This window comes from Streptococcus sp. 116-D4, assembly GCF_009731465.1.
GTDB classification, from domain to species: domain Bacteria; phylum Bacillota; class Bacilli; order Lactobacillales; family Streptococcaceae; genus Streptococcus; species Streptococcus pseudopneumoniae_E.
In genome coordinates this window covers 1,843,449-1,870,024 of sequence record NZ_AP021887.1, presented here as the reverse complement: position 1 = coordinate 1,870,024, position 26,576 = coordinate 1,843,449, and the positions used below count along the sequence as shown (strand labels likewise).

Here is a 26,576-nt window from a genome sequence, read left to right as displayed (position 1 = left end):
GACAAAGAGCCGATTTTTTTTGGTAGAACCCTTTATCTGGTTAGGTTGCGAGACGATAAACAGCCTCTGCGTATATGTCCATAGCGCGATAAAGATCGTCTAGTACAGCTGCCTCATTTGCTTGATGTTCGGTTTGTTGTGCCCCTGGAAAAAGAGCGCCAAAGGCTACACAGTTTGGCATGGTTCGGGCAAAGGTAGCACCACCTGATGAGAGAGGAGGAGTTTTATCTCCGGTTTTTTCTTGGTAGACTTGCATAAGGGTAGTAACAAGTTGGCTATCTCTTGCGACATAGAGGGGTGCTAGATAGTCGAATTCTTGGTAGTTAAGTTGATAGTCTTTGGCGCACCGAGTGAGCTGTGCTACCAGTTTCTCCTTATCTGCTAGCACAGGTATGCGTATATCAATTCGAATCTCGGAGCAATCGGGATTGATAGTCAACCCTGCAACGTTAAAGGAAAGGGAACCAGACGGTTCATCAGTAACCTCTCCAAAGATTCCAAGCCCTCTACCATCTTGCCCTGCTTTATCGGCTAGAAAATGGAGGGTAGGGTGTGGTTGGAGAGGTGCGAGTACACTAGCAAGCCGAGTGGCTGCATTGACACCTTGACTAGCATCTTTGGCGTGCTTAGGTACCCCGAGTACGATTACAGTTTGGCCTGCAGTTTGATAATCATAACCAGCTTCTGTTAAACCTCTACAAACCGCTTCATGAAGAGGACCTTGGTAACTTGCCTTGTCTGGTACGACATTAAAGGCACCTCCGATATCGAGCTTGATATGATCAGATCCCGGGCCATGAAGTTTGACTTGAAGGAGCCCCTTTTCAGCGTATGTCAAAGGAAATGACGAGTCCGGTGCAAATCCCATACTGGCTGTTTCTTCGAAGGTATTGTAGCGTGCCATACATCTCCAAAGGGTTTCTTCATCTGTGCCAAAGATAAAACGCACGCGTTTCTTAAATTGGATGCCTTGGTCAAGCAAGCTTTTCACTGCGTAGAGAACTGCAAGTGAAGGACCTTTATCGTCCTGTGCCCCTCTTCCGTAGAGGATTCCTTCTTTAATGCTTGCTTCAAATGGTGGCGTTTGCCAATCTGCTTTATCACCTGATGGAACAACGTCCAAATGACAGAGAACGGCCAGGAGCTCTGCTCCCTGACCGGTTTCTGCGTATCCGTAATAACCTTTAGGGTCGAGATAGGTAGTGAAACCTAAGCCGTGACAAATTTCTAAAGTTTTTTCTAGGACATCTTGGATTGCTTGCCCAAAAGGTGTTCCATTTTCTCCTTCATTGAGTACCGAAGGATAGGAAATCAAGGTTTTTAATGATGTAAGAAATTCATCTTTAACTTGATTTGTTATATTTATTTTCATGGAATCACCTCGCTCACTATTTTATAGGAATGGAAGGAAGGTTCCAAGGAGGAGAAGGGCGATTGTCACTACAATAATAACAACCACTAATTTGCCCATGAATTTCCACCAAGTACCAATGTTGATACGTCCAAGTGCAAGAGCTCCCATCACAATACCAGATGTTGGCGCAATCAAGTTCAAGACACCTGAAGCAGATTGATAAGCAGTGATAATCAAACTAGGACGAACGTTTACAAATTCTCCAAGCGGAGCCATGATACCCATAGTTGCGCTGGCAAGACCAGATGAAGATGGGATCAAGAATGACATAGGTAGATAGAAGATATAAGTTAAAACGATAAAGACTTGTGAAGATAGACCGCTCAAGCCTTCTTTACCCCAGTTGAGAATGGTGTCGGTAATCATACCGTTGTTCATAATAACTTGAATACCACGGGCAATCGCTACGATCAAGGCAACACTGAGCAAGTCAGCAGCACCATTCATGAAGGAAGAGATAATCTTATCTTCTTTAAGACCATAAACAATACCAATCAGGATACCCATAAAGGCAAAGAGCATTGCACCTTCTGGGAAGTACCAAGTACCTAGCGCAGAAGTAGATGACCCGACAATATTACCAATAACTGGAAGACCAGTCAACCAAGTATTAAAGTCATTAAAAATAGTAATGCCAAGGTCTGTCCATGGAATGAAGCTCAATACCATCAAGATGAATGTCAATACAAATAAGAAGAGAACTGATTTTTGTTTGCTACTAAGTGTAGATTCTACAGATGAAGTTTCTTCTACGTTAAAGTGTTTCAAGTCTTCTTCGCGAGTACTATAAACCAGTGACTTACTCGGATCTTTTTGAATCTTATCCGCATAACGGTAAACAAACCAAGTACTAAGAGCAGTCAAGGTAACCCAGAAGATCAGACGAAGTACGATACCGTCCCCTGTACCAACTCCCGCAGTCGCTGAAGCAATACCTGTCGCAAATGGATTCAGAGTAGATGCCAAAGTGCCGATTTGAGAACCGAGCAAAATAATTGCAACACCAGTCAGGCTATCAAAACCAACGGCCATCATAACTGGCACAAGGAGTGGATAGAAGGCCATTGTTTCTTCACCCATACCATAAGTTGTACCACCGAGGGCAAACAAAGGCATCAGTACCAAAATCAACATTTTTTCGCGGCCTTTATACTTCTTCACGGTAGAGGCAATCCCTACGTTAAGAGCACCAGTTTCATTGACAACACCAAGAAAAGCACCAACCATGAGGATGAAGAAGGCTACATCAATCGCTGCGCTGGTTTCTTTAATCAGTGAGCCTTCCTCTGGATGAGTACCTAACATAGCCCGAATCGGTGCCATGAGGACGTCCCAAATTCCTTGTGGATTTTGAGGTTGAGCATTGTAAACACCCTCTATAAAGGCCCCCGCAGGGATAATCCAAGTTAGCACTGCCATAATAGCAATGATTATCAATAAAATGGTGTAAGATGAAGGCATCTTAAACCCTTTTTTAGCTTTTTCACTCATTTGTTTTTCCTCCTAATGTCTAACAAAATGTAAAAAATCAACTACTTTCTTAAATAAATAGCCAAGAAAGCGTTTTCTATATATATTTATTTTACCATATTAAAGTCTAAAAAATTAGTATTTTGTGAAAATATCCTACTTATTTTCAAGAATTATTCTTAATTTAATATAGAAACGCTAGAAAAAAAATACATCTTATTAGTAAAACAACTTACCCTTTTTCAATAATTGTTCCGCTTTCAGATTCAATCAAGGCGCCTAGATTTTCAAGGGAAGTAATAACTGCTTTTCCTTCTGGACGACCATTGACAAAAGCGATAGCTGCTTCTACTTTTGGAAGCATGCTGCCTGGTGCAAACTGATCTTGTTTGATATATTCTTCCAGCTGGGCAACATTCACATGTTCCAATTTTTCCTGGTTTGGTTTGTTGTAGTTAACAAATACATAATCTACACCTGTCAAAACGATGAAGAGGTCTGCATCAACCAATTCTGCCAAACGCTGGGAAGCGAAGTCTTTATCAATAACCGCTTCGACACCAGTCAAATGCCCATTGTTTTCTTTGACGACGGGAATACCACCACCACCTGCAGCTACGACGACTTGACCATTATTTAAAAGAGTACGGATGGTTTCAATTTCTTTGATGTCAACAGGTTTTGGTGAAGCAACTACCTTACGCCAGCCACGACCAGCATCTTCCTTGAAAGTCGCTCCGCTCTTTTCGGCTTCTGCTTTTGCTTCTTCTTCTGAATAGAAAGGACCGATTGGTTTACTCAAGTTAACAAAAGCTGGATCATTTTTATCTACGACAACTTGCGTTACAACAGAGGCAACATTTTTTTCGATGCCTTCATCCAAGAGAGCATTTTGCAAAGCATTTTGCAACCAGAAACCTATGCTACCTTCTGTCATAGCGACAAGTGAGTCGAGTGGGAAGGCAGGGTTCTTTTCAGAGTCTGATGCCAAATGTTGGAGCAAGAGATTCCCAACTTGAGGTCCATTACCATGAGTGATAATCAAATCATCTCCATTTTTAATCAATTTTACAAGATGCTTAGCTGTTTCAACTAAAGCTTCTTGTTGAGCCTTTGCTGATGGATCAGAAGAAAGAATCGCATTTCCTCCCAAAGCTACTACAATTTTACGATTTGCCATAAATTCTCCTTTATCACACTCAATAGAATGCGTTTAGATTTAAATTTAATGAATTTTCACATATTTTACAAGAAATAATATATTACTATTATATAAAAGAGGGCCGGACTAAAGCTATTAGTCGCAGCCCTCATAGCTGTTGGTAGACGGTTTATTATCTAAAATTATACTTTAGGAATATAAAGGTTACCAAGAGTAGCAGCCATAACAGCTTTGATAGTGTGCATACGGTTTTCTGCTTGGTCAAAGTGACGAGCATACTTGCTTCGGAAGACTTCATCTGTTACTTCCATTTCTTCTACGCCAAATTTCTCAGCAACGTCTTTACCATAAACAGTGTGAGTATCGTGGAATGCTGGTAAGCAGTGCAAGAAAATCAAGTTTTCGTTATCTGCTTTTTTTACCAAGTCCATATTGACTTGGTAAGGTTTCAAAAGTGCAACGCGTTCTGCGAATTTGTCTTCTTCACCCATTGATACCCAAACGTCTGTGTAAAGAACGTCTGCGCCCTTAACTGCTTCGTCAGCATCTTCAGTGATGAGAATATGTGCGCCACTTTCTTTAGCAAATCCTTCTGCTAATTCAACGATTTCTTTTTCTGGGAAAAGTTCTTTTGGTGAGAAGATGTGAACATTGACACCAAGGATAGCACCTGTTACAAGCAAGCTATTGGCAACGTTATTACGTCCATCACCACAGTATACCAATGTCAAGCCTTCCAAGCGTCCGAAGTTTTCTTGAACAGTCAAGTAGTCAGCGAGCATTTGAGTTGGGTGCCATTCGTCAGTTAGACCGTTCCATACTGGAACACCTGAGAATTCTGCTAGTTCTTCAACCATACGTTGGCTGAAACCACGGAATTCAATCCCGTCAAACATACGACCCAAAACTTTTGCAGTATCTTCAGTAGATTCTTTTTTACCTAACTGAATGTCATTTGCTCCGAGGTATTCTGGATGAGCACCAAGGTCAATAGCTGCAGTTGTAAAGGCTGCACGCGTACGAGTAGACGTTTTTTCAAACAAGAGGGCGATATTTTTACCAGCAAGGTAGTGGTGTTGGATATTGCGTTTTTTCAAATCCTTTAAGTGAGCAGAAAGACCGATAAGATATTCTAACTCTGCGCGAGTAAAGTCTTTTTCTGCTAAGAAGCTGCGTCCTTGGAATACTGAATGTGTCATTCTGTTATTTCCTCTTTCTATTTTTTACATTTTTTATTGACAAATACTAAACAGCGATTATACTTCTTCGCGTTCAAATGGCATAGACATACAACGAGGTCCACCACGGCCCCGAACCAATTCACTTCCGCGGATCTTAATCAATCGAAGTCCGTATTCTTCTAGGATCTTGTTGGTAATGGTATTGCGGGCATAAACGATTACTACACCAGGTGCGATGGTCAAAGTGTTGGAGCCATCATTCCATTGTTCACGCGCAGCTGCTACGATATTGCCACCACCGCAACGGATCAAATGAACTTTTTCTATGCCGAGGTTCTTCGCAAGAAGTTCAGCTAAGTCACCTTTTTCTTCAACAATCTTGAGTTTTTCATCTTCATAAGTGACAGAGTACACACGAAGATCGCCTTCGATTTCTGGGTGAATTGTGAATTTGTCATAGTCAACCATGGTAAAGACAGTATCCAAGTGCATGAATTTACGGTTGTTAGCAAATTCAAATGCCAATACTTTCTTGAACCCAACATTTTTCTTGAAGATATTTACCAAGAGTTTTTCAATCGAAGCTGCGTCTGTACGTTGAGAAATACCCACTGCGAGAACGTCTTTAGAAAGAACGAGCTCATCTCCACCTTCAATACGTGTATCTTCTTCACGGTTGTAAACCAACTCCACTTTTCCACCATAGATTGGATGGTGTTTGAAAATGTATTTACTATAAAGAGTTTCACGGTTACGAGTATCTGCATACATATGGTTAAGCGATACGGCATTACCAATGGTTGCAAATGGATCGCGAGTGAAGTAGAGGTTTGGCATTGGGTCGATAGCAAATGGATAGTCTGACTCAACCAAGTCAGTTAAGCCTTTTGCTTCTTCAGGAATTTCTGGCAATTCAACTTTCTGAACACCAGCCATAGTTTTTTCAACCAATTCTTGGTTGTCCTTGATACCGTGAAGCAATTTACGAATAGCCGCCTTGGTTTGATGGCCACGGATGTTGGCTTCGTCTAAATATTCCTCGATAAATTGATCGCGGATTTCTGGGGAAGTCAATGATTCAGCAGCCAATTGCTCTAGATAAAGGACCTCAATTCCTTCATCACGAAGAGCTTGAGCAAATGCGTCATGTTCTTTTTGAGCATCTTCCAAGAATGGAATGTCATCAAAAAGAAGCCTTTCGAGATAGTCCGGCAACAAGTTTTCCAACTCTTTGCCTGGACGGTGCAACATAACTTTTTTCAGTTTCCCAATTTCTGAGAATACCTGAATTGGATGTGAAGACATATGTTTTCCTCCTTAAAAATCTTTACGGCGCTACCTTTTTGGCACCGCTTACATTTATGTTATATCATATTCTCAGAGGCATGTCAATAGTAAAAAATAATTAAAAATTTGGACAAAACAAGGTTTTAGTAATATTTTATGTTATTATACGATAGCAAAAGAAATTACAGGAAATAAATGTATAAATTTCTACCAAAAAGAATATAATTTTTTTAAAAAAATTATGCTAAATTTCATATTTTAAGAAGAAATGTCCAGATTTTAATTCAGTTATGACGAGGGATTGAGAGAAGTTGTGATTGAAAATTACTTAGAAAATTATATGAAACATATCAGAAAAGTTTTTCTTCTAGTCTAATTTAAATGTATATTGTACAAATTATAGAATCTTTTCTGAGTATTTAGGGAGTGATGGAGGAAGCCTTGAAAGCGCTTTTGTTTTGTGCTATAGTCAAGTAAATCGTGTCGTTTAAAGAGGAATGCTTGTATGAGAAGAGAAGAAGTTTTACGAAATCACTGGTTTTTTAGCCAAGAGGTAGGAAAAGAAGAGGCCTTGGCACCGGATTTTCATATGGAAAATTGGCAGGCTATTCAAGTGCCACATGACTGGAGTATTTACAATGATTTTGACCAGTATTCGCCAGCGCAAAATGAGGGTGGTCAGTTAAACGGAGGTCAAGCCTGGTACCGGACGCAATTTTACTTGGAAGAAGATGCCAGTCTTGTTTCTGTACGTTTGTTGTTTGATGGGGTTTACATGAATGCCCAAGTCTATATCAACGGGCAAGCGCTGGGCTATTATCCCAGTGGCTATACACCTTTTTCTTATGATATCACGCCTTATCTAAGAAATGATGGGACGGCCAACCAGCTTGCGGTTTTTGTGGAAAATCAGCAACCGAGCAGTCGTTGGTACTCTGGTAGCGGTATTTACCGAGAAGTGAGATTGTTGATGACAGATTCGGTGCATCTGGATTTATATGGGATTAAGATAGAAAGTCCCAAGCTCAAGGAACAAAGAGATGGATGGGTGGAAACTCAGCTTGAAAGTAAGGTTTCAAATGATGGGCCTCAGTCCGTGTCGGTGAATTTGGAGCAGAGTATCTGGTATGATGGACAGCAGCTGTCAGACTGGCAGGCGACAGACTCTTTAGTGATTGAGTCTGGGGAAAAACATCATTTCAAACACGCCATATCAATGTTCCAACCTTTGCTTTGGGATATTGATTATCCTCACCTTTACCAATTGAAGACTCGCCTTTACAAAAATGGCATTTTGGTTGATGAAGAAGAGGAGACCTTTGGTTACCGTTATATGGATTGGCAAGCGGATAAGGGCTTCTTTCTAAATGGTCGCTGGTTGAAGATTCATGGGGTTTGTTTGCACCATGACTATGGAGCGCTGGGAGCTGTGGAAAACAGGTCAGCTGCTGAGAGACGCTTGCGCCAGATGAAGGACATGGGCGTCAATGCGATTCGGATCACCCATAATCCAGCTAGTAGTATTTTGCTGGATGTGGCTGCTAAAATGGGCTTACTTATCCAAGAAGAAGCCTTTGACACTTGGTATGGAGGCAAGAAAGAATATGACTATGGTCGCTTTTTTGAGGAAGAAGCGACTCATCCAGAAGCGAAAACAGGCGATTTCTGGTCAGACTATGATTTGCGCACCATGATTGAGCGTGGCAAGAACAATCCAGCGATTTTTATGTGGTCCTTGGGAAATGAAGTTAGCGAAGCAAATGGAGATGCTCATTCATTGAAGACTATCAAACGCTTGCTAGAAAGGGTCAAGGAAGTTGATGATAGCCGTTTTGTGACCATGGGAATGGATCAGTTCCGCTTTGGAGATGGGTCTGGAGGTCATGAAAAGATAGCTGATTTGCTGGATGTGGTGGGCTTGAATTACTCAGAAGACAATATTGATGGGATTCGCAAAAGACATCCCAAGTGGCGACTTTATGGGTCTGAAACTTCATCGGCTACAAGGACGCGTGATAGCTATTTTCGCCCAGATAAGGAATGGGTTGGAGATAATCGTCGCGTGCGGAATTTTGAACAGTCAGACTATGGTAATGATCGAGTTCCTTGGGGGAAGACAGCGACGGCTGCTTGGATAGCAGATAGAAATCGGCTAGACTATGCAGGTCAATTTATCTGGACAGGAGTGGACTATATCGGTGAGCCGACTCCTTGGCACAATCAAAATGATACGCCTGTCAAGAGTTCTTATTTTGGGCTTGTAGACACAGCAGGGATTCCGAAAAATGACTATTATCTCTATCAAAGTCAGTGGTTGGACCTAAATCAGCATCCCATGGTTCATATCCTGCCCCACTGGAATTGGGAAATCCACAAGAGTTATCAACAAGTTGTGGATAAGTATGGGGATATCCCTGTTCGAGTGTATTCAAATGCTGGTTCTGTAGAGCTATTTCTCAATGGAAAATCTCAAGGCAGGAAGACTTTTCAGGAGAAATGGACTTCAGATGGCAGAAAATACCAAGAGGGAGCAGGTTCTGATCAACTCTATCTCGAATGGCGTTTGGCTTATCAACCAGGAGAATTGCGTGCTGTGGCCTATGATCGTCAAGGTCAGATTGTGGCAGAAGATAGGGTGGTGACTGCAGGTAAGGCAGCCAAAATCGGGTTACATGCCGAGAAAATACAACTGGAGCCAGATGGGCAAGACCTCCTCTATCTCTATTTTGATGTATTGAATAAGGATGGAAATTGGGTGCCGAGTGCTTCCAATCAGATTCATTTTAAAATTGAGGGCCCTGCTCGCATTGTGGGTGTGGATAATGGCAGGCAGGCTAGTCGTGAACGTTACAAGGCTCAGAAAAATGGTCGTTTTAAGAGGAAAGCCTTTCATGGCAGAGGTGTCCTCTTAGTTCAGAGCTTGGAGCAGGCAGGTCTAGTCAGAGTAAAAGCTAGTGCTAGAGGGCTAGAGCCAGCAAGTTTTAATCTCTTAGTGGGAGAGATTTTGGCTTCCCAACCAGTGAAAAATAAGCGCTTGTTTGAGATTCGAGTGGACAAGCAGGGAGAATTACAAGAAGGGGATTCCCCAGCTATTGGACTTTATCCACAAACTGTGGATAATCCTGTGAACAAGGTGGGGAATAGTGAAGTGATTTGGGAGACGAGTGGTAGTGCCCACGCCATTATCAAGCAAGGAGTGCTTCATTGCTTGTCTGCAGGCGACTTGGTTATCAGTGCTATTTATCAAGGGAAAACCTATCAAACTCATTTGCAGGTCGCAGAAAATAGCTCACTAGGGCAGGCAGTTTCTGTACGACCACTTCGCTTGCATACAGCTAAGGGAACTTATCCACAGCTGCCATCTTCAGTTTTGGTGGACTATGAGTCCGGGGATGCAAAACGAGTCAAGGTTGTTTGGGAAGGAATCCCTGAAGATGATTTGACAAAATTTCATGAATTTACGGTATCTGGCCAGTTAGAGGGTCTGGATTTAAAGGCTTCTGCTCAGGTTTGTGTTCAAGGGATTTGCGCTATTGAACCTGAAAGGGTTTGGACGCTTGTCAAGGAAGTCCCACACTTACCAGACCGAGTCAAGCTAGTCTTATCAGATGGCAGACGAGATAGGGCCAAGGTGACTTGGAATGAACTCGATCCTCAAGTCTCTGCTCAGGTAGGAGAATGTGTGCTCACAGGACAAGTAGCGGGCTGTGAGTTACCAGCAACAGTCACCATTCATGTGACAGCTGCCAGTGTAGCTGGGGAAGTTATTTCCAATCAGTGGACAGGGTCCAATCTGCCTCTGGTCTTTGCTTCCCACTCAGAGCCAAATCACCCAGCCTCTTACCTCAATGACAAGGTCATTGCTCGGAAGAAATCGACAGCCAATACCTGGATTGCCAAATCAGAGAAAGCAAGCGTCGGTATTCTTTTTGGAGATGCAGGGATTTTAAAACCGCGATTTGTGGATAACGTGACCTTGTATTATGTTGAGAATCAAGAATACGTGGCGATGGAGCCTACTTTTATTGATTATTACATAGGGAATGAGCCTGCCTTGCCTCGGACTCCAAACCATTTAGACAAGGATTCCCTGCTCATGCAAGAGGAGAATTGGCGATCTGTATCAGCTATCCGAAAAGTTTCAAGCGGCAAGGATGAAGAGCTTCGTTTCGAATTTGACAAGGTGGAAACTTATGCTCTTCGTCTTCGATTTGAAGGCTTGGCAAGCCCTCTAGCGTTAACAGAATTGCAAGTACATGCTAAAAAAGTGAAGAAAAATGTAGATAGGAAGTAGTATGGTAAGAGAAGTAAAATCGCATGGCCCCTTGCCTAGTCAGGCCCAGCTAGCTTATTTAGAGAATGAACTAGCAGCCTTTATCCATTTTGGGCCCAATACCTTTTATGATCAGGAATGGGGGACAGGTCAGGAGGATCCTAGGCGATTTAACCCGACAAGGTTAGATGCGCGTGAGTGGGTTCGCGTGCTCAAGGAAACGGGCTTCAAGAAGTTGATTTTGGTGGTCAAGCACCACGATGGCTTTGTCCTTTATCCGACAGTTCACACAGATTATTCGGTCAAGGCTAGTCCTTGGAGGAATGGAGAGGGGGATTTGCTCCTTGAAGTATCTCAAGCTGCCACAGAGTTTGATATGGATATGGGGGTTTATTTATCGCCGTGGGATGCCCATAGTCCTCTCTATCATGTGGACCGAGAAGTGGACTATAATGCCTATTATCTGGCTCAGCTGAAGGAGATTTTATCAAATCCTGACTATGGAAATGGAGGGAAATTTGCTGAGGTCTGGATGGATGGTGCCAGAGGAGAGGGCGCTCAAAAGGTCAATTATGAATTTGAAAAATGGTTTGAAACCACTCGTGACCTGCAGGGAGATTGCTTGATTTTTTCAACAGAAGGCACCAGTATCCGCTGGATTGGCAATGAACGAGGGTATGCAGGTGATCCCCTATGGCAAAAGGTGAAACCAGACCAGCTAGGGACAGAAGCAGCGCTGGACTATCTTCAACACGGAGATCCCTCAGGCACGATTTTTTCAATCGGTGAGGCAGATGTTTCCATCCGACCGGGCTGGTTTTACCATGAGGACCAGGATCCTAAGTCTCTTGAGGAGTTGGTCGAAATCTATTTTCACTCGGTGGGGAGAGGAACTCCACTCTTGCTCAATATTCCGCCGAATCAAGCTGGGCTATTTGATGCAAAGGATATTGAACGCCTTTATGAATTTGCGGATTATCGCAATGAGCTCTATAAAGAAGATTTGGCTCTGGGAGCTGAGGTATTTGGTCCTGCTCTTTCCGCAGACTTTGCCTGTCACCATTTGACAGATAGCCTTAAGACTAGCTCTTGGGCAAGCGACGTAGGCCTGCCAATCCAGTTAGAACTCGACTTAGGGTCACCTAAAACTTTTGATGTAATTGAGTTACGAGAAGATTTGAAGCTAGGGCAACGAATCACTGCTTTTCATGTGCAAGTAGAGGTGGATGGTCTCTGGCAAGAATTTGGTACAGGCTTTACAGTTGGTCATAAGCGCCTTCTGCGAGGGCCGCTAGTAGAGGCACAGAAGGTGCGCGTGATCATTACCAAGGCACAAGCTATGCCTGTATTAACCAAGATTTCACTTTATAAAACTCCTAGTTTATCAAAAAAAGAAGTTGTTCAGGGCCTAACATTTGTAGAAAAAGGTCTAGTTGTGACAAAGGGAGAGGCTCTTCATTTTAGGGTTGAACGTAGCGAAAGTAATACTCCTTTGAAGGCTAAGATTTCGATTCAACCGGGGACGGGTGTCCATGGTGTCGCCTATCAGGACGAGATTCAAGTCCTTGCGTTTCAAGCTGGGGAAAGCAAAAAAGATTTGACTATACCAACCTTGTATTTTGCTGCTGATAAGACCTTGGATTTCTATCTAAATCTGACTGTGGATGGACAACTGATTGATCAAGCTCAAGTACAAGTTTCATAAAATAAAAGAACCTTTGCAGGATACAAAGGTTCTTTTGTCTACTAGCTAGTGACTTGGCAACCAGCTAAGTGTAAAGGTTAGTTGCTCAGCTTTTAAGAAGTCTTGGTGTTGAATAGTTGATACGAGTATTTTGTCCAGTCGGCATTCTTTGACAAAGTTGAAGTGGCTATGGTTTTGCTTAGCATAGATATCCAGCCATTTATCTTCTCTAGCCAGGTAGATACGAAGATGGTCAAAGAGAGGGATTCCGAGGGCATAGTTTGGTTTGCCTGGACAGGTCGGATAAAATCCAAGAGCAGACCAGATGTACCAGGCTGAGAGACTGCCATTGTCTTCATCGCCAGGATAGGCTTCCCAACTTGGGTGAAAGGCCTTCTGACGGAGTGTCTTGATAAGAAGGGCAGTGTAGTCAGGGTAGTCACTGTAACGGAAGAGATAAGGAATGTGGAAGCTCGGCTGATTGGAAATGGCAAGTTGCCCAAAAGGAGCAGTAGCCATTTCGCTCATTTCGTGAATCTCGTAACCATAGCCTGTTGTCTCAAAGAGGGGAGCATCTTGACAGGTTTTCAAAAGATAGTTGCTAAAGGCTTCTTTTCCACCCATAAGCTGGATTAAGCCTGGGATGTCATGTAAGACACCTAGACTGGCTTGAATAGCTGAACATTCGGCGTAATCTCGCCCCCAACTATAGGGAGAAAAGTCAGGACGAAAGTTGTCATCTACATCACGCGCCCTCATATAGCCTGTTTCAGGGTCAAATAAGTTTTGATAATTCTTAGCATATTGAGCATAGGCTTGTGCCAGCTCTTCTTGACCTAATTTTGCTGCGCAGGTAGAGATGCAAAAATCACTGTAAGCATAGTCCAGTGTATGACTGACACTTTCATGGAAGTCCGTAGATAGGTATCCTAGCTTTTGGTATTGGACCAGGCCGTGTCGTCCATTGATAGCTTTTGGATCTGCCTTGGTCGCAGTTTTGATCATGGCTTTGAGAAATTCTTCTTCAAACTCAGGTGCCATGTTTTTGCAGGCGCTATCTGCAATAAGACCATCAATCAAAGTGCCAGGCATCATTCCTCTTTCATCAGGGGCAAGCCACTTAGGAAGATATCCAGTGTCGCGGTAGCTATTGAGGAAGCCTTCAAGGAACTGACGATAGTGCTCTGGAATAATCAGGGCAAAGAGTGGGAATGAAGTGCGGAAGGTATCCCAGAAACCATTATTGGTAAAGAGAGGACCTGGTTTAATTGTTCCTGAAGCGAGGTCTATATGAATCTCTTCTCCCTGTTCACTAACCTCATAAAAGGTTTGTGGAAAAAGAAAGAGTCTGTATAGACAATGATCAAAAAATGTTCGGTCTACAGAGCCAGTTTCCACGACATCAAAACGGCCTAGAAGGTTTTCCCAACTTGTTTTAGCCTCTGATTTCGTTTCTTCAAAGTCTTTTCTAGGCAGATTAAAGAGGGCCTGTTCTTTAGAAATAAAAGAAGTAGCTAGTTGAACTAGAGCTTCTGCTCCAGCCAAGTCGATACGCCAATCTTGCTTCACTTGATTGATAGATAAAATATCCGTAGAGAATGCGAGGGCAGTGAACATGACGAGAGGACTTTTGTTGGTTTTGGTTTCACCTTCTTGTCGTAGGGCCAGAGTTCGCTTATCGATTTGCTCTACGGTCAGTTCATCTGCTGCGTGAAGATAGAGGAAGAGGGCTTTGCCTTGCTTTTGCTCCAAACGAATAGAAGCACCATAGCAAGTAGGACTTAACTGCGTTTCGATCTGATAGCGCTCAGAAAAAAGCTTCAGATAATGGGGTTGGAAAGAGGTATTGTCCATATCATAAGAAGACTGACGATGGAAGAGGCTGTCTCCACCTAGCAGGCCTGTGACAGGTGTCAATAAGAGCCAAGAGTAGTCCCCAATCCAAGGACTGGGCTGGTGGGTTAGTCGAATCCCCTGAAAGATAGGTAGATGCGGATCGAAAAACCAAGAGCCCTTCTGGTCACTGGTCTGAGGCACAAAGTAATTCATGCCAAAAGGAACACCTGTGTAGGGGAGGGTGTTTCCTCGTGAAAAGGCGTGTTTACTGGCTGTTCCAAAACGCGTATCAATGGTTTCAAGTAGTGGTTTCATAGCCTTTCCTTTAGCTGTTTTTCTACATTATATCAGAAAAAGAGGGCCTTTAGAAAAGAAGTTTTAAAGATAACAATTTTGTAGAAAAATGACTATCATTTGTGTATGTATTTTCTGTCTCAAAAGCTATATACTGAAAATGAAACTTGTTTGAAAGAGGATACTGCACGATGATTTATTCAAAAGAAATTGTTAGCGAGTGGCTAGATGAAGTGGCAGAGCGGGCTAAGGACTATCCAGAGTGGGTGGATGTCTTTGAGCGTTGCTACACAGACACCTTGGACAATACGGTTGAAATCCTAGAAGATGGTTCAACCTTTGTACTCACTGGTGATATTCCTGCTATGTGGCTTCGAGATTCAACAGCCCAACTCAGACCCTACCTTCATGTGGCTAAAAGAGATGCCCTCCTGCGTCAGACCATTGCAGGTCTGGTCAAACATCAGATGACTTTGATTCTCAAAGATCCCTATGCCAACTCTTTTAATATTGAGGAAAACTGGAAGGGTCACCACGAAACAGACCATACAGAATTGAATGGCTGGATTTGGGAGCGCAAGTATGAAGTGGATTCTCTTTGCTATCCCTTGCAATTGGCTTATCTCCTTTGGAAAGAAACTGGTGAGACGAGCCAATTTGATGAGACTTTTGTCGCAGCGACCAAGGAGATTCTCCATCTCTGGACGGTGGAGCAAGACCACAAGAACTCACCATACCGTTTCGTCCGTGATACCGATCGTAAGGAGGATACGCTGGTAAATGATGGCTTTGGCCCTGATTTTGCGGTGACAGGGATGACCTGGTCAGCCTTCCGTCCAAGTGATGACTGCTGTCAGTATAGTTACTTGATTCCGTCCAATATGTTTGCAGTCGTTGTCTTAGGTTATGTCCAAGAAATCTTTGCTACATTGAATCTAGCTGATAGTGAAAGCATCATTGCTGATGCTAAACGCCTGCAGGCTGAGATCCAAGAAGGAATCGAAAACTATGCCTACACGACTAACAGCAAAGGCGAGAAAATCTATGCCTTTGAAGTGGATGGTCTAGGAAATGCTAGCATCATGGACGATCCTAACGTGCCAAGCTTGTTAGCTGCTCCCTATCTTGGTTACTGTGATGTCAACGATGAAGTGTATCAAGCAACTCGTCGCACTATTCTCAGTCCTGAAAATCCCTACTTCTACCAAGGGGAGTACGCTAGCGGTCTCGGAAGTTCTCATACCTTCTATCGTTATATATGGCCGATTGCCCTATCGATCCAAGGTTTAACAGCTACAGATAAAGCTGAGAAAAAATTCTTGCTAGATCAGTTGGTTGCCTGCGATGGCGGAACAGGTGTGATGCACGAAAGCTTCCACGTAGACGATCCGACACTCTACTCACGCGAATGGTTCTCATGGGCCAACATGATGTTCTGCGAATTGGTCTTGGATTACCTAGATATTCGCTAATGAGCCTTAGCTCAATAGGTTCTCGTACAGAATCACAAATCTATTTTTAAATTTAAGTTAGAATGAGGTTTTACTCATGGAAAATGTTGTTGTACATATCATCTCTCACAGTCACTGGGATCGTGAGTGGTATCTACCTTTTGAAAGTCACCGTATGCAATTGGTGGAACTTTTTGACAATCTTTTTGATCTTTTTGAAAATGACCCTGAGTTCAAGAGTTTCCACTTGGATGGACAAACCATTGTCCTTGATGACTACTTGGAGATTCGCCCTGAAAATCGCGACAAAGTCCAACGATACATCGACGAAGGCAAATTGAAGATTGGGCCTTTCTACATCTTGCAAGATGACTACTTGATTTCAAGTGAAGCCAATGTCCGTAATACTCTTATCGGTCAGCAGGAGGCTGCAAAATGGGGCAAATCTACTCAGATTGGTTACTTCCCAGATACCTTTGGAAATATGGGGCAGGCTCCTCAAATCCTTCAAAAATCAGGCATTCACGTAGCAGCCTTTGGTCGCGGTGTCAAACCGATTGGATTTGATAACCAAGTCCTCGAAGATGAGCAGTTTACTTCCCAGTTTTCCGAAATGTACTGGCAGGGTGCAGACGGAAGTCGTGTCCTCGGTATCCTCTTTGCCAACTGGTATAGTAATGGAAATGAAATTCCAGTTGATAAAGACGAGGCCTTGACCTTCTGGAAACAAAAACTGGCAGACGTGAGTGACTACGCTTCGACCAACCAATGGTTGATGATGAACGGCTGTGACCACCAGCCTGTGCAGAAAAATCTGAGTGAAGCCATTCGTGTGGCAAATGAACTCTTCCCAGATGTGACCTTTGTTCATAGTTCTTTTGATGAATATGTCCAAGCTGTGGAAAGTGCCCTACCAGAGCAATTATCAACGGTTACAGGTGAGTTGACCAGTCAGGAAACAGACGGCTGGTACACACTTGCCAACACTTCTTCATCTCGTATTTACCTCAAACAAGCCTTCCAAGAAAATAGCAATCTCCTCGAGCAAGTTGTAGAACCCTTGACGATTATCACTGGGGGTCATAACCACAAGGACCAGTTGACCTATGCTTGGAAAACACTTTTGCAGAATGCGCCACACGATAGTATCTGTGGCTGTAGCGTGGACGAAGTTCACCGCGAGATGGAAACGCGTTTTGCCAAGGTCAACCAAGTTGGAAACTTTGTTAAGAGTAATCTTCTTAACGAATGGAAGGGTAAAATCGCTACAGCTAAGGCTCAAAGTGATTATCTCTTTACTGTCATTAACACAGGCCTGCATGATAAGGTCGATACTGTCAGCACAGTGATTGATGTGGCGACTTGTGATTTCAAGGAATTGCACCCAACAGAAGGTTACAAGAAGATGGCTGCCTTAACCTTGCCAAGTTATCGTGTGGAGGACTTGGATGGGCGTCCTGTAGAGGCTAAAATCGAAGATTTGGGAGCTAATTTTGAGTACGATTTACCAAAAGACAAGTTCCGCCAAGCTCGTATTGCTCGACAAGTGCGCGTGACCATTCCAGTTCACCTAGCGCCACTTTCTTGGACAACCTTCCAATTACTGGAAGGAGAGCAAGAACACCGCGACGGTATTTACCAAAACGGGGTGATTGATACGCCATTTGTAACGGTGAGTGTGGACGACAACATCACAGTCTATGACAAGACAACTCACGAAGCCTATGAAGATTTTATCCGCTTCGAAGACCGTGGGGACATCGGAAACGAGTATATCTATTTCCAACCAAAAGGAACAGAGCCAATCTATGCAGAGCTTAAGGGTTATGAGGTCTTGGAAAACACAGCTCGCTACGCTAAGATTTTGCTCAAACATGAATTGACCGTACCTGTCAGTGCCGATGAAAAGCTAGAAGAAGAGCAAAAAGGCATAATCGAGTTTATGAAGCGTGAAGCTGGACGTTCAGAAGAATTGACAAGCATTCCTCTTGAAACTGAGATGACTATCTTCATTGATAATCCACAAATTCGCTTTAAAACTCGCTTTACCAATACTGCCCAAGACCACCGTATCCGTCTCTTGGTCAAGACTCATAACTCGCGTCCAAGCAATGATTCTGAAAGCATCTATGAGGTGGTGACACGACCAAACAAACCAGCAGCTTCATGGGAAAATCCTGAAAATCCTCAACACCAACAAGCCTTTGTCAGCCTGTATGACGATGAAAAAGGTGTGACTGTATCCAACAAGGGATTGAATGAATACGAAATCCTTGGAGACGACACTATTGCAGTGACTATTCTGCGTGCATCCGGTGAGCTAGGTGACTGGGGCTACTTCCCAACACCAGAAGCACAATGTTTGCGTGAGTTTGAAGTCGAGTATGCTCTCGAATGTCACCAAGCAGGGGAACGCTTCTCAGCTTTCCGTCGTGCCAAAGCCTTCCAGGTGCCATTTACAGCTCTTCAAGTTGCAAAACAAGAGGGTAGCGTTGCAGCAACGGGTAGCCTCTTTAACCATCCGGCACTGAACTTGCCACAAGTCTGCCCAACAGCCTTTAAGGTGGCTGAGAATGAAGAAGGTTATGTCCTTCGTTACTACAACATGAGTCAAGAAAATATCCGTGTGTCTGAAAAACAACAAACTATTCTTGACTTGTTGGAACGCCCATACCCAGTCCATTCAGGACTATTGGCACCACAAGAGATTCGTACAGAATTCATCAAAAAAGAAGAAATTTAATTTCAAAAAGTAAACATATTTATGGTAAAAACAATGACTATTGCAACGATTGATATCGGAGGGACTGGGATTAAGTTTGCCAGTCTAACTCCTGATGGGAAAATACTGAATAAGACAAGCATTCCAACGCCTGAAAGTTTGGAGGATTTACTAGCTTGGTTAGACCAGCGCTTGTCAGAGCAGGATTACAGTGGGATTGCTATGAGTGTTCCAGGTGCGGTCAATCAAGAGACAGGTGTGATTGATGGCTTCAGTGCGGTGCCCTACATTCACGGATTTTCTTGGTATGAGGCGCTTAGCTCTTATCAGCTACCTGTCCATCTAGAAAATGATGCAAACTGCGTTGGACTCAGTGAACTACTGGCTCATCCAGAACTTGAAAATGCAGCCTGTGTCGTGATTGGGACAGGGATTGGCGGAGCCATGATTATCAATGGTAGACTTCATCGAGGTCGTCACGGCCTGGGTGGGGAATTTGGCTACATGACCACCCTTGCCCCTGCTGAAAAGCTCAACAACTGGTCGCAACTAGCATCAACTGGAAATATGGTGCGATACGTGATTGAAAAATCTGGTCAAACCGATTGGGATGGCCGAAAGGTTTACCAAGAGGCTGCAGCAGGTAATGCCCTTTGTCAAGAAGCTATTGAGCGTATGAACCGTAATCTGGCGCAAGGCTTGCTCAATATCCAGTATCTCATCGACCCAGATGTCATCAATCTGGGAGGCTCTATCAGTCAAAATCCAGACTTTATCCAAGGTGTCAAGGAAGCTGTTGACGACTTTGTTGCTACCTACGAAGAATACACGGTCGCACCTTTCATTCAAGCCTGCACTTATCATGCAGATGCTAATCTCTACGGTGCCCTTGTCAACTGGCTACAGGAGGAAAATCAATGGTAAGATTTACAGGACTTAGTTCCAAACAAGAGCAAGCTATTGAGGTTTTAAAAAGTCACATCTCTTTACCAGATGTAGAGGTAGCAGTTGCTCAGTCTGACCAAGCCTCTATCTCTACCAAGGGTGAGGGTGGCCACTATCAACTAACCTATCGCAAACCCCACCAACTTTATCGTGCCTTGTCCTTATTGGCAACAGCTCTAGTAGAAGGTGACAAGGTGGAGATTGAGGAGCAAGCGGCTTATGAAGATTTAGCCTACATGGCTGACTGTTCGCGAAATGCGGTGCTGAATGTGGCTTCTGCCAAGCAGATGATTGAAGTCTTGGCTCTCATGGGCTACTCAACCTTTGAGCTCTACATGGAAGACACTTATCAAATCGAGGGACAACCTTATTTTGGTTATTTCCGTGGAGCTTATTCAGCCGAAGAATTACAGGAAATCGAAGCCTATGCCCAGCAGTTTGACATGACCTTTGTGCCTTGCATCCAGACCCTGGCCCACTTGTCAGCCTTTGTCAAATGGGGTGTCAAAGAAGTGCAAGAACTCCGTGATGTAGAGGACATCCTCCTCATTGGCGAAGAAAAGGTTTATGATCTGATTGATGGCATGTTTGCTACTCTATCTAAACTGCAGACACGCAAGGTCAATATCGGCATGGACGAAGCCCACTTGGTTGGTTTGGGTCGCTATCTTATCTTAAACGGTGTTGTGGACCGTAGCCTCCTCATGTGTCAACATTTGGAGCGCGTGCTGGATATTGCCGATAAGTATGGTTTCCACTGCCAGATGTGGAGCGATATGTTCTTCAAACTCATGTCAGCAGATGGCCAGTACGACCGTGATGTCGAAATTCCAGAGGAAACTCGTGTCTACCTAGACCGTCTCAAAGACCGAGTGACTTTGGTTTATTGGGATTATTACCAGGATAGCGAGGAAAAATACAACCGCAATTTCCGCAACCATCACAAGATTAGCCATGACCTTGCCTTTGCAGGTGGTGCTTGGAAGTGGATTGGTTTCACACCCAACAACCATTTCAGCCGTCTTATCGCTATTGAAGCCAATAAAGCCTGCCGTGCCAATGATATCAAAGAAGTTATCGTGACAGGTTGGGGAGATAATGGTGGAGAAACAGCCCAATTCTCTGTCCTACCAAGTCTACAAATCTGGGCAGAACTCAGCTATCGCAATGATCTAGACCGTTTGTCTGCACACTTCCAGACCAATACAGGTTTATCGGTTGAAGATTTTATGCAGATTGACCTTGCTAACCTCTTGTCAGATCTACCAGGCAATCTCAGCGGCATCAATCCCAACCGCTATGTCTTTTATCAGGATATTCTCTGTCCGCTCCTTGACCGACACATGACACCTGAACAGGACAAACCGCACTTCGCTCAGGCTGCTGAGACGCTTGCTAACATTAAAGAAAAAGCTGGCAACTATGCCTACCTCTTTGAAACTCAGGCCCAGTTGAACCAGATTTTAAGCAGTAAAGTGGATGTGGGACGACGCCTTCGTCAGGCCTACCAAGCGGATGATAAAGAAAGCTTGAAACAAATCGCTAGAGAAGAACTGCCAAAACTTAGAAGCCAAATCGAGCACTTCCATGCCCTCTTTAGCCATCAATGGCTGAAAGAAAACAAGGTCTTTGGCTTGGATACGGTCGATATCCGCATGGGCGGACTCTTGCAACGGATCAAGCGAGCAGAAAGCCGTATCGAAGCTTATCTGGCTGGTCAGCTTGACCGCATCGACGAGCTAGAAGTGGAAATCCTGCCATTTACTGACTTTTACACAGATAAGGACTTCGCAGCCACAACAGCCAACCAGTGGCATACTATTGCGACAGCTTCAACCATCTACACGACCTAAAAACAAGAACACCTTACCTTGGGCAGAGTGTTTCTCGTGAAACATCCCTTTCTTAAAAAGTACTCCACATAAAATAATTTGTGGAGTTTTTTCTATAATTAGTAGTTTAACCTAATCTTCAAATAGGAGTATACTAATAATGTAATCGTTATCAAAAGTCTAAAAAGGAATTTTTAGGTTGATATCAAAATAAAAAAGGGAGGAAATTATGAATAAGTTTTCAAAAACCTTGAGAGACAACTGGATCTTTCTCTTGATGGTTTTGCCAGGGGCACTCTGGTTGATTCTATTCTTCTACATTCCAGTATTTGGAAACGTGGTTGCCTTTAAAGACTACCACATGACCAGTAATGGATTCATAGATAGTATCGTGAATAGTAAATGGGTCGGACTCGATAATTTCAGATTCTTGTTTAGTTCAAAAGACGCTTTTATTATCACACGAAATACTGTCCTCTACAATCTCGGCTTTATCTTTATCGGTTTGATTGTATCTGTAGGGATTGCCATCATCCTCAGTGAACTCCGTTCTAAGCAAATGGTTAAGATCTTCCAAACTTCTATGTTGTTCCCTTACTTCTTGTCTTGGGTTATCATCAGTTTCTTTACAGATGCCTTCCTAAACATTGACAAAGGGGTGTTCAACCATTTCCTAGAATCTATTGGAATGAAGGAAATCAATTTCTACGCTGACTTGGGCATCTGGCCATATCTCCTACTTTTCCTAGGTATTTGGAAAGGCTTTGGATATAGCAGTGTCATGTACTATGCAACAATCATGGGGATTGATCCAACCTACTACGAAGCAGCGACAGTGGACGGAGCTAGCAAATGGCAACGTATCCGCAATGTAACCATTCCGCAGTTGACACCATTGGTAACCGTATTGACCATCCTTGCAGTCGGAAACATCTTCCGTGCAGACTTCGGTCTCTTCTACCAAATCCCACACAACGCTGGTCAGCTTTATAATGTAACTAACGTCTTGGACGTCTATGTCTTTAACGGTTTGACTCAAACAGCGGATATCGGGATGGCTTCAGCGGCCGGTCTTTACCAATCCGTTGTCGGTTTGATACTGGTTATTCTATCAAACTTGCTTGCAAGACGAGTCGATCCAAACTCAGCTTTATTCTAGAAAGGAGGAGAATATGGCAGAAAAGAAAATTAAAAAAGAAAAAATCGATAATGTCGGCATTCACTCCTTTAGTAAGAAGGCGGATATCTTCTTTAGTATCATCTCAGGTTTGATTGCTCTTTCTTGTATCTTGCCCTTTATCTTCGTTATCATTATTTCGGTGACAGATGAAAAGAGTATTCTCCAAAATGGATATAGCTTCTTCCCATCCCAATTTGGCTTAGACGGTTTTGAATTTTTGGCACAGTTTAAGGATAAAATCCTCCAAGCCCTCTTCATCTCAGTCTTTGTAACAGTGGTGGGAACGATCACAAACGTTTTTATCACAACAACCTATGCCTACGCCATCTCACGGACAACCTTTAAATATCGCAGATTCTTTACAATCTTTGCCCTTCTTAGTATGTTGTTCAACGCTGGTTTGGTACCAGGCTATATCGTGGTCACTCGTTTGCTTCAACTTGGTGATACAGTTTGGGCCTTGATTGTTCCAATGCTTCTCTCACCATTTAATATCATCTTGATGCGTTCCTTCTTCAAGAAGACCATTCCAGAAGCCATTCTAGAATCCGCTCGTATCGATGGTGCTAGTGAGGCCCGGATCTTCTTCCAAATCTGTTTGCCATTGTCACTACCAGGTATCGCAACCATCACGCTCTTGACAGCTCTTGGTTTCTGGAACGACTGGTTCAACGCCCTTCTTTACATCAAGAGTGACAACTTGTATCCATTGCAATATTTGCTCATGCAAATCCAGCAAAATATGGACTACATCGCTAAAGCAGTCGGCCTATCTGGTCAACTGGGAGTTGCTCTACCAAAAGAAACAGGACGTATGGCCATGGTTGTGGTCGCAACCCTTCCAATCGCGATTTTGTATCCATTCTTCCAACGCTACTTTGTAAAAGGTTTGACTATCGGTGGTGTGAAAGAATAGTGCTTATTGAGAAGAACATTTCTCATTTCCAAACTTCCCTTGTGTGAAGTTAAGATCATTACATTGTTTATAAGTTTAAAAATAAAAAAAGGAGTTTTTGTCATGAAAAACTGGAAAAAATATGCTTTTGCATCTGCTAGTGTAGTCGCTTTGGCTGCTGGTCTCGCTGCTTGTGGAAACCTTTCAGGTAACAAGAAAGCTGCTGACTCAGCTTCAGGTGAACAAACTGTTATCAAAATGTACCAAATCGGTGACAAACCAGATAACTTGGATGAATTGCTAGAAACTGCTAACAAAATCATCGGTGAAAAAGTTGGTGCTAAATTGGATATCCAATATCTTGGATGGGGTGACTACGGTAAGAAAATGTCAGTTATCACATCATCAGGTGAAAACTATGATATCGCATTTGCAGATAACTATGTTGTAAATGCTCAAAAAGGTGCCTATGCTGACTTGACTGATTTGTATAAGAAAGAAGGGGCAGAGCTTTACAAAGCACTTGACCCAGCTTACATCAAAGGTAACAGCATTAATGGTAAAATTTACGCAGTTCCAGTTGCAGCCAACGTTGCATCATCTCAAAACTTTGCCTTCAACGGAACTCTTCTTGCTAAATACGGTATCGATATTTCAGGTGTCACTTCATACGAAACACTTGAACCAGTCTTGAAACAAATCAAAGAAAAAGCTCCAGATGTAGTGCCATTTGCGGTTACTAAGAACTTCATCCCATCTGATAACTTTGACTATCCAGTTCCAAATGGACTTCCATTCGTTATCGACCTTGAAGGGGACACTACTAAGATCGTAAACCGTTACGAAGTACCTCGTTTCAAAGAACACTTGAAGACTCTTCACAAATTCTATGAAGAAGGATACATTCCAAAAGACGTAGCAACCAGCGATACTTCATTTGACCTTCAACAAGATACTTGGTTCGTTCGTGAAGAAACAGTAGGACCAGCTGACTACGGTAACAGCTTGCTCTCACGTGTTGCTAATAAAGATATCCAAATCAAACCAATCACTAACTTCATCAAGAAAAACCAAACAACACAAGTTGCTAACTTTGTTATCTCAAACAACTCTAAGAACAAAGAAAAATCAATGGAAGTGTTGAACCTCTTGAACACGAACGCAGAACTCTTGAACGGTCTTGTTTATGGTCCAGAAGGCAAGAACTGGGAGAAAATTGAAGGTAAAGAAAACCGTGTTCGCGTCCTTGAAGGATACAAAGGAAACACTCACATGGGTGGATGGAACACTGGTAACAACTGGATCCTTTACATCAACGAAAACGTTACAGACCAACAAATCGAAGATTCTAAGAAACAATTGGCAGAAGCTAAAGAATCTCCAGCGCTTGGATTCATCTTTAACACTGACAGTGTGAAATCTGAAATCTCAGCTATCTCTAACACAATGCAACAATTCGATACAGCTATCAACACTGGTACTGTAGACCCAGACAAAGCTATTCCAGAATTGATGGAAAAATTGAAATCTGAAGGTGCTTACCAAAAAGTATTGGATGAAATGCAAAAACAATACGATGAATTCTTGAAAAACAAAAAATCATAAGATCAATTGATTTCGTGTATTCATTCCTAACTCCTAAAAACTGAATCACTGTTTTCCTCAGACTTATCTGGGGGAGGCAGTGATTTTTTGGCACAAGGATATAGATATCCATGTTTTCTCTTATCCTTATTTTAACCATTCAGGAAATTTCGAGAACCCTCTACAATTTCCAGTCAAATAAATTGCATTCGTTTTCTCAAGCAGGTATACTAGTATAGTTAGATGAAAAATTCTGAAAATTTAAGAATAGAAAAGAGAACAAATCTTATGGCAAAAGATATTCGTGTCTTACTTTACTACCTTTATACTCCAATTGAAAATGCAGAGCAATTTGCTGCAGACCACTTGGCTTTTTGTAAATCAATCGGCCTTAAAGGCCGTATCCTAGTCGCTGACGAGGGAATTAACGGAACCGTTTCAGGTGACTACGAAACAACTCAAAAATACATGGACTACGTTCACAGCCTCCCAGGCATGGAAGACCTCTGGTTCAAGATTGACGAAGAAAGTGAACAAGCCTTCAAGAAGATGTTTGTTCGCTACAAGAAAGAAATTGTCCACCTTGGTTTGGAAGACAACGACTTTGATAACGACATCAACCCACTTGAAACAACAGGTGCTTACTTGTCTCCAAAAGAGTTCAAAGAAGCCCTTCTTGACGAAGATACCGTTGTCCTTGACACACGTAACGATTATGAGTACGACCTCGGACACTTCCGTGGGGCTATCCGCCCAGATATCCGCAACTTCCGTGAGTTGCCACAATGGGTTCGTGACAACAAAGAAAAATTCATGGACAAGCGTGTCGTAGTTTACTGTACAGGTGGTGTTCGCTGTGAGAAATTCTCAGGCTGGATGGTCCGTGAAGGCTACAAAGATGTTGGTCAATTGCACGGAGGAATCGCAACTTACGGTAAAGACCCAGAAGTTCAAGGTGAACTTTGGGATGGGAAAATGTACGTATTTGACGAGCGTATCGCCGTAGATGTCAACCATGTCAATCCAACTATCGTAGGGAAAGACTGGTTTGATGGAACACCATGTGAACGTTATGTCAACTGTGGAAATCCATTCTGTAACCGTCGTATCTTGTCATCAGAAGAAAATGAAGACAAGTACCTTCGTGGATGCTCACACGAGTGCCGTGTTCACCCACGTAACCGCTATGTTTCAGAAAATGAATTGACACAAGCTGAAGTGATCGAGCGCCTAGCCGCTATCGGTGAAAGCTTGGATCAAGCAGCTACTGTATAAGATTAATACTCAATGAAAATCAAAGAGCAAACTAGGAAGCTAGCCGCAGGTTGCTCAAAACAGTGTTTTGAGGTTGGGGATAAAGCTGACG

Annotated in this window: 16 protein-coding genes; 10 read left to right on the top strand and 6 right to left on the bottom strand. The window is 43.0% G+C overall.

Annotated features, from left to right (window positions below; all coding sequences use genetic code 11):
* Nucleotides 1-40: 40 nt before the first annotated feature.
* The 5 genes from UKS_RS09315 to arcA all read right to left on the bottom strand — a co-directional run bounded on the left by UKS_RS09315 (nucleotide 41) and on the right by arcA (nucleotide 6,532).
* On the bottom strand, nucleotides 41-1,372 hold the full coding sequence (locus UKS_RS09315) for a dipeptidase (protein WP_156012908.1): 1,332 nt from the start codon (nucleotides 1,370-1,372) through the stop codon (nucleotides 41-43).
* Nucleotides 1,373-1,393: 21 nt separating this feature from the next.
* On the bottom strand, nucleotides 1,394-2,905 hold the full coding sequence (locus UKS_RS09310) for a YfcC family protein (RefSeq protein WP_156012906.1): 1,512 nt from the start codon (nucleotides 2,903-2,905) through the stop codon (nucleotides 1,394-1,396).
* A gap of 211 nt (nucleotides 2,906-3,116) precedes the next feature.
* Entirely contained in the window at nucleotides 3,117-4,064 is a 948-nt protein-coding gene (gene arcC / locus UKS_RS09305; protein WP_156012904.1) for a carbamate kinase, read from the bottom strand.
* A gap of 164 nt (nucleotides 4,065-4,228) precedes the next feature.
* A complete protein-coding gene (gene argF, locus UKS_RS09300; protein WP_084974640.1) occupies nucleotides 4,229-5,245 on the bottom strand; it encodes an ornithine carbamoyltransferase in 1,017 nt (338 codons plus the stop codon).
* Between the two features lie 57 nt (nucleotides 5,246-5,302).
* Nucleotides 5,303-6,532 (bottom strand): arginine deiminase, encoded by a 1,230-nt coding sequence (gene arcA, locus UKS_RS09295; RefSeq protein ID WP_156012902.1) that lies wholly within the window; start codon nucleotides 6,530-6,532, stop codon nucleotides 5,303-5,305.
* A 487-nt stretch (nucleotides 6,533-7,019) separates the two neighbouring features.
* Between arcA and UKS_RS09740 the strand changes: the two genes are divergently transcribed.
* Both UKS_RS09740 and UKS_RS09280 read left to right on the top strand, forming a co-directional pair.
* A complete protein-coding gene (locus UKS_RS09740; protein ID WP_173020486.1) occupies nucleotides 7,020-10,808 on the top strand; it encodes a sugar-binding domain-containing protein in 3,789 nt (1,262 codons plus the stop codon).
* 1 nt (nucleotide 10,809) lies between these two features.
* Entirely contained in the window at nucleotides 10,810-12,492 is a 1,683-nt protein-coding gene (locus UKS_RS09280) for an alpha-L-fucosidase (protein ID WP_156012900.1), read from the top strand.
* 45 nt (nucleotides 12,493-12,537) lie between these two features.
* Here the strand turns inward: UKS_RS09280 and UKS_RS09275 are convergent, their stop codons facing one another.
* Nucleotides 12,538-14,622, bottom strand: coding sequence for a GH92 family glycosyl hydrolase (locus UKS_RS09275; protein WP_156012898.1), 2,085 nt, complete (start codon nucleotides 14,620-14,622; stop codon nucleotides 12,538-12,540).
* A gap of 170 nt (nucleotides 14,623-14,792) precedes the next feature.
* Between UKS_RS09275 and UKS_RS09270 the strand changes: the two genes are divergently transcribed.
* The 8 genes from UKS_RS09270 to trhO all read left to right on the top strand — a co-directional run bounded on the left by UKS_RS09270 (nucleotide 14,793) and on the right by trhO (nucleotide 26,485).
* The gene (locus UKS_RS09270; protein ID WP_156012896.1) at nucleotides 14,793-16,073 is read left to right on the top strand and encodes a glycoside hydrolase family 125 protein; all 1,281 of its coding nucleotides are present in this window, start codon (nucleotides 14,793-14,795) and stop codon (nucleotides 16,071-16,073) included.
* A gap of 76 nt (nucleotides 16,074-16,149) precedes the next feature.
* Nucleotides 16,150-18,795 (top strand): alpha-mannosidase, encoded by a 2,646-nt coding sequence (locus UKS_RS09265; protein ID WP_156012894.1) that lies wholly within the window; start codon nucleotides 16,150-16,152, stop codon nucleotides 18,793-18,795.
* A 33-nt stretch (nucleotides 18,796-18,828) separates the two neighbouring features.
* The gene (locus tag UKS_RS09260) at nucleotides 18,829-19,698 is read left to right on the top strand and encodes an ROK family protein (protein ID WP_173020500.1); all 870 of its coding nucleotides are present in this window, start codon (nucleotides 18,829-18,831) and stop codon (nucleotides 19,696-19,698) included.
* Nucleotides 19,692-21,572, top strand: coding sequence for a beta-N-acetylhexosaminidase (locus UKS_RS09255; RefSeq protein ID WP_156012890.1), 1,881 nt, complete (start codon nucleotides 19,692-19,694; stop codon nucleotides 21,570-21,572). Before UKS_RS09260 ends, UKS_RS09255 begins: the two co-directional genes overlap by 7 nt.
* 208 nt (nucleotides 21,573-21,780) lie before the next feature.
* Nucleotides 21,781-22,710 carry an ABC transporter permease gene (locus tag UKS_RS09250; protein WP_049495409.1) on the top strand — a complete coding sequence of 310 codons (930 nt, stop codon included), beginning with the start codon at nucleotides 21,781-21,783 and terminating at the stop codon, nucleotides 22,708-22,710.
* 13 nt (nucleotides 22,711-22,723) lie between these two features.
* Nucleotides 22,724-23,647 carry a carbohydrate ABC transporter permease gene (locus tag UKS_RS09245; protein WP_156012888.1) on the top strand — a complete coding sequence of 308 codons (924 nt, stop codon included), beginning with the start codon at nucleotides 22,724-22,726 and terminating at the stop codon, nucleotides 23,645-23,647.
* A gap of 102 nt (nucleotides 23,648-23,749) precedes the next feature.
* Entirely contained in the window at nucleotides 23,750-25,231 is a 1,482-nt protein-coding gene (locus UKS_RS09240) for an ABC transporter substrate-binding protein (RefSeq protein WP_156012886.1), read from the top strand.
* Nucleotides 25,232-25,498: 267 nt separating this feature from the next.
* Nucleotides 25,499-26,485, top strand: a complete 987-nt coding sequence (trhO, locus tag UKS_RS09235; protein ID WP_156012884.1) for an oxygen-dependent tRNA uridine(34) hydroxylase TrhO — start codon at nucleotides 25,499-25,501, stop codon at nucleotides 26,483-26,485.
* Nucleotides 26,486-26,576: the final 91 nt, after the last annotated feature.

Coding starts and splice junctions, on each gene's coding strand:
- UKS_RS09275 (WP_156012898.1), bottom strand. CDS start 14,622: ATGAAACCACTACTTGAAACCATTGATACGCGTTTTGGAACAGCCAGT.
- arcC (WP_156012904.1), bottom strand. CDS start 4,064: ATGGCAAATCGTAAAATTGTAGTAGCTTTGGGAGGAAATGCGATTCTT.
- UKS_RS09315 (WP_156012908.1), bottom strand. CDS start 1,372: ATGAAAATAAATATAACAAATCAAGTTAAAGATGAATTTCTTACATCA.
- UKS_RS09280 (WP_156012900.1), top strand. CDS start 10,810: ATGGTAAGAGAAGTAAAATCGCATGGCCCCTTGCCTAGTCAGGCCCAG.
- UKS_RS09260 (WP_173020500.1), top strand. CDS start 18,829: ATGACTATTGCAACGATTGATATCGGAGGGACTGGGATTAAGTTTGCC.
- UKS_RS09250 (WP_049495409.1), top strand. CDS start 21,781: ATGAATAAGTTTTCAAAAACCTTGAGAGACAACTGGATCTTTCTCTTG.
- UKS_RS09265 (WP_156012894.1), top strand. CDS start 16,150: ATGGAAAATGTTGTTGTACATATCATCTCTCACAGTCACTGGGATCGT.
- UKS_RS09245 (WP_156012888.1), top strand. CDS start 22,724: ATGGCAGAAAAGAAAATTAAAAAAGAAAAAATCGATAATGTCGGCATT.
- UKS_RS09255 (WP_156012890.1), top strand. CDS start 19,692: ATGGTAAGATTTACAGGACTTAGTTCCAAACAAGAGCAAGCTATTGAG.
- UKS_RS09740 (WP_173020486.1), top strand. CDS start 7,020: ATGAGAAGAGAAGAAGTTTTACGAAATCACTGGTTTTTTAGCCAAGAG.
- UKS_RS09270 (WP_156012896.1), top strand. CDS start 14,793: ATGATTTATTCAAAAGAAATTGTTAGCGAGTGGCTAGATGAAGTGGCA.
- UKS_RS09240 (WP_156012886.1), top strand. CDS start 23,750: ATGAAAAACTGGAAAAAATATGCTTTTGCATCTGCTAGTGTAGTCGCT.
- arcA (WP_156012902.1), bottom strand. CDS start 6,532: ATGTCTTCACATCCAATTCAGGTATTCTCAGAAATTGGGAAACTGAAA.
- UKS_RS09310 (WP_156012906.1), bottom strand. CDS start 2,905: ATGAGTGAAAAAGCTAAAAAAGGGTTTAAGATGCCTTCATCTTACACC.
- trhO (WP_156012884.1), top strand. CDS start 25,499: ATGGCAAAAGATATTCGTGTCTTACTTTACTACCTTTATACTCCAATT.
- argF (WP_084974640.1), bottom strand. CDS start 5,245: ATGACACATTCAGTATTCCAAGGACGCAGCTTCTTAGCAGAAAAAGAC.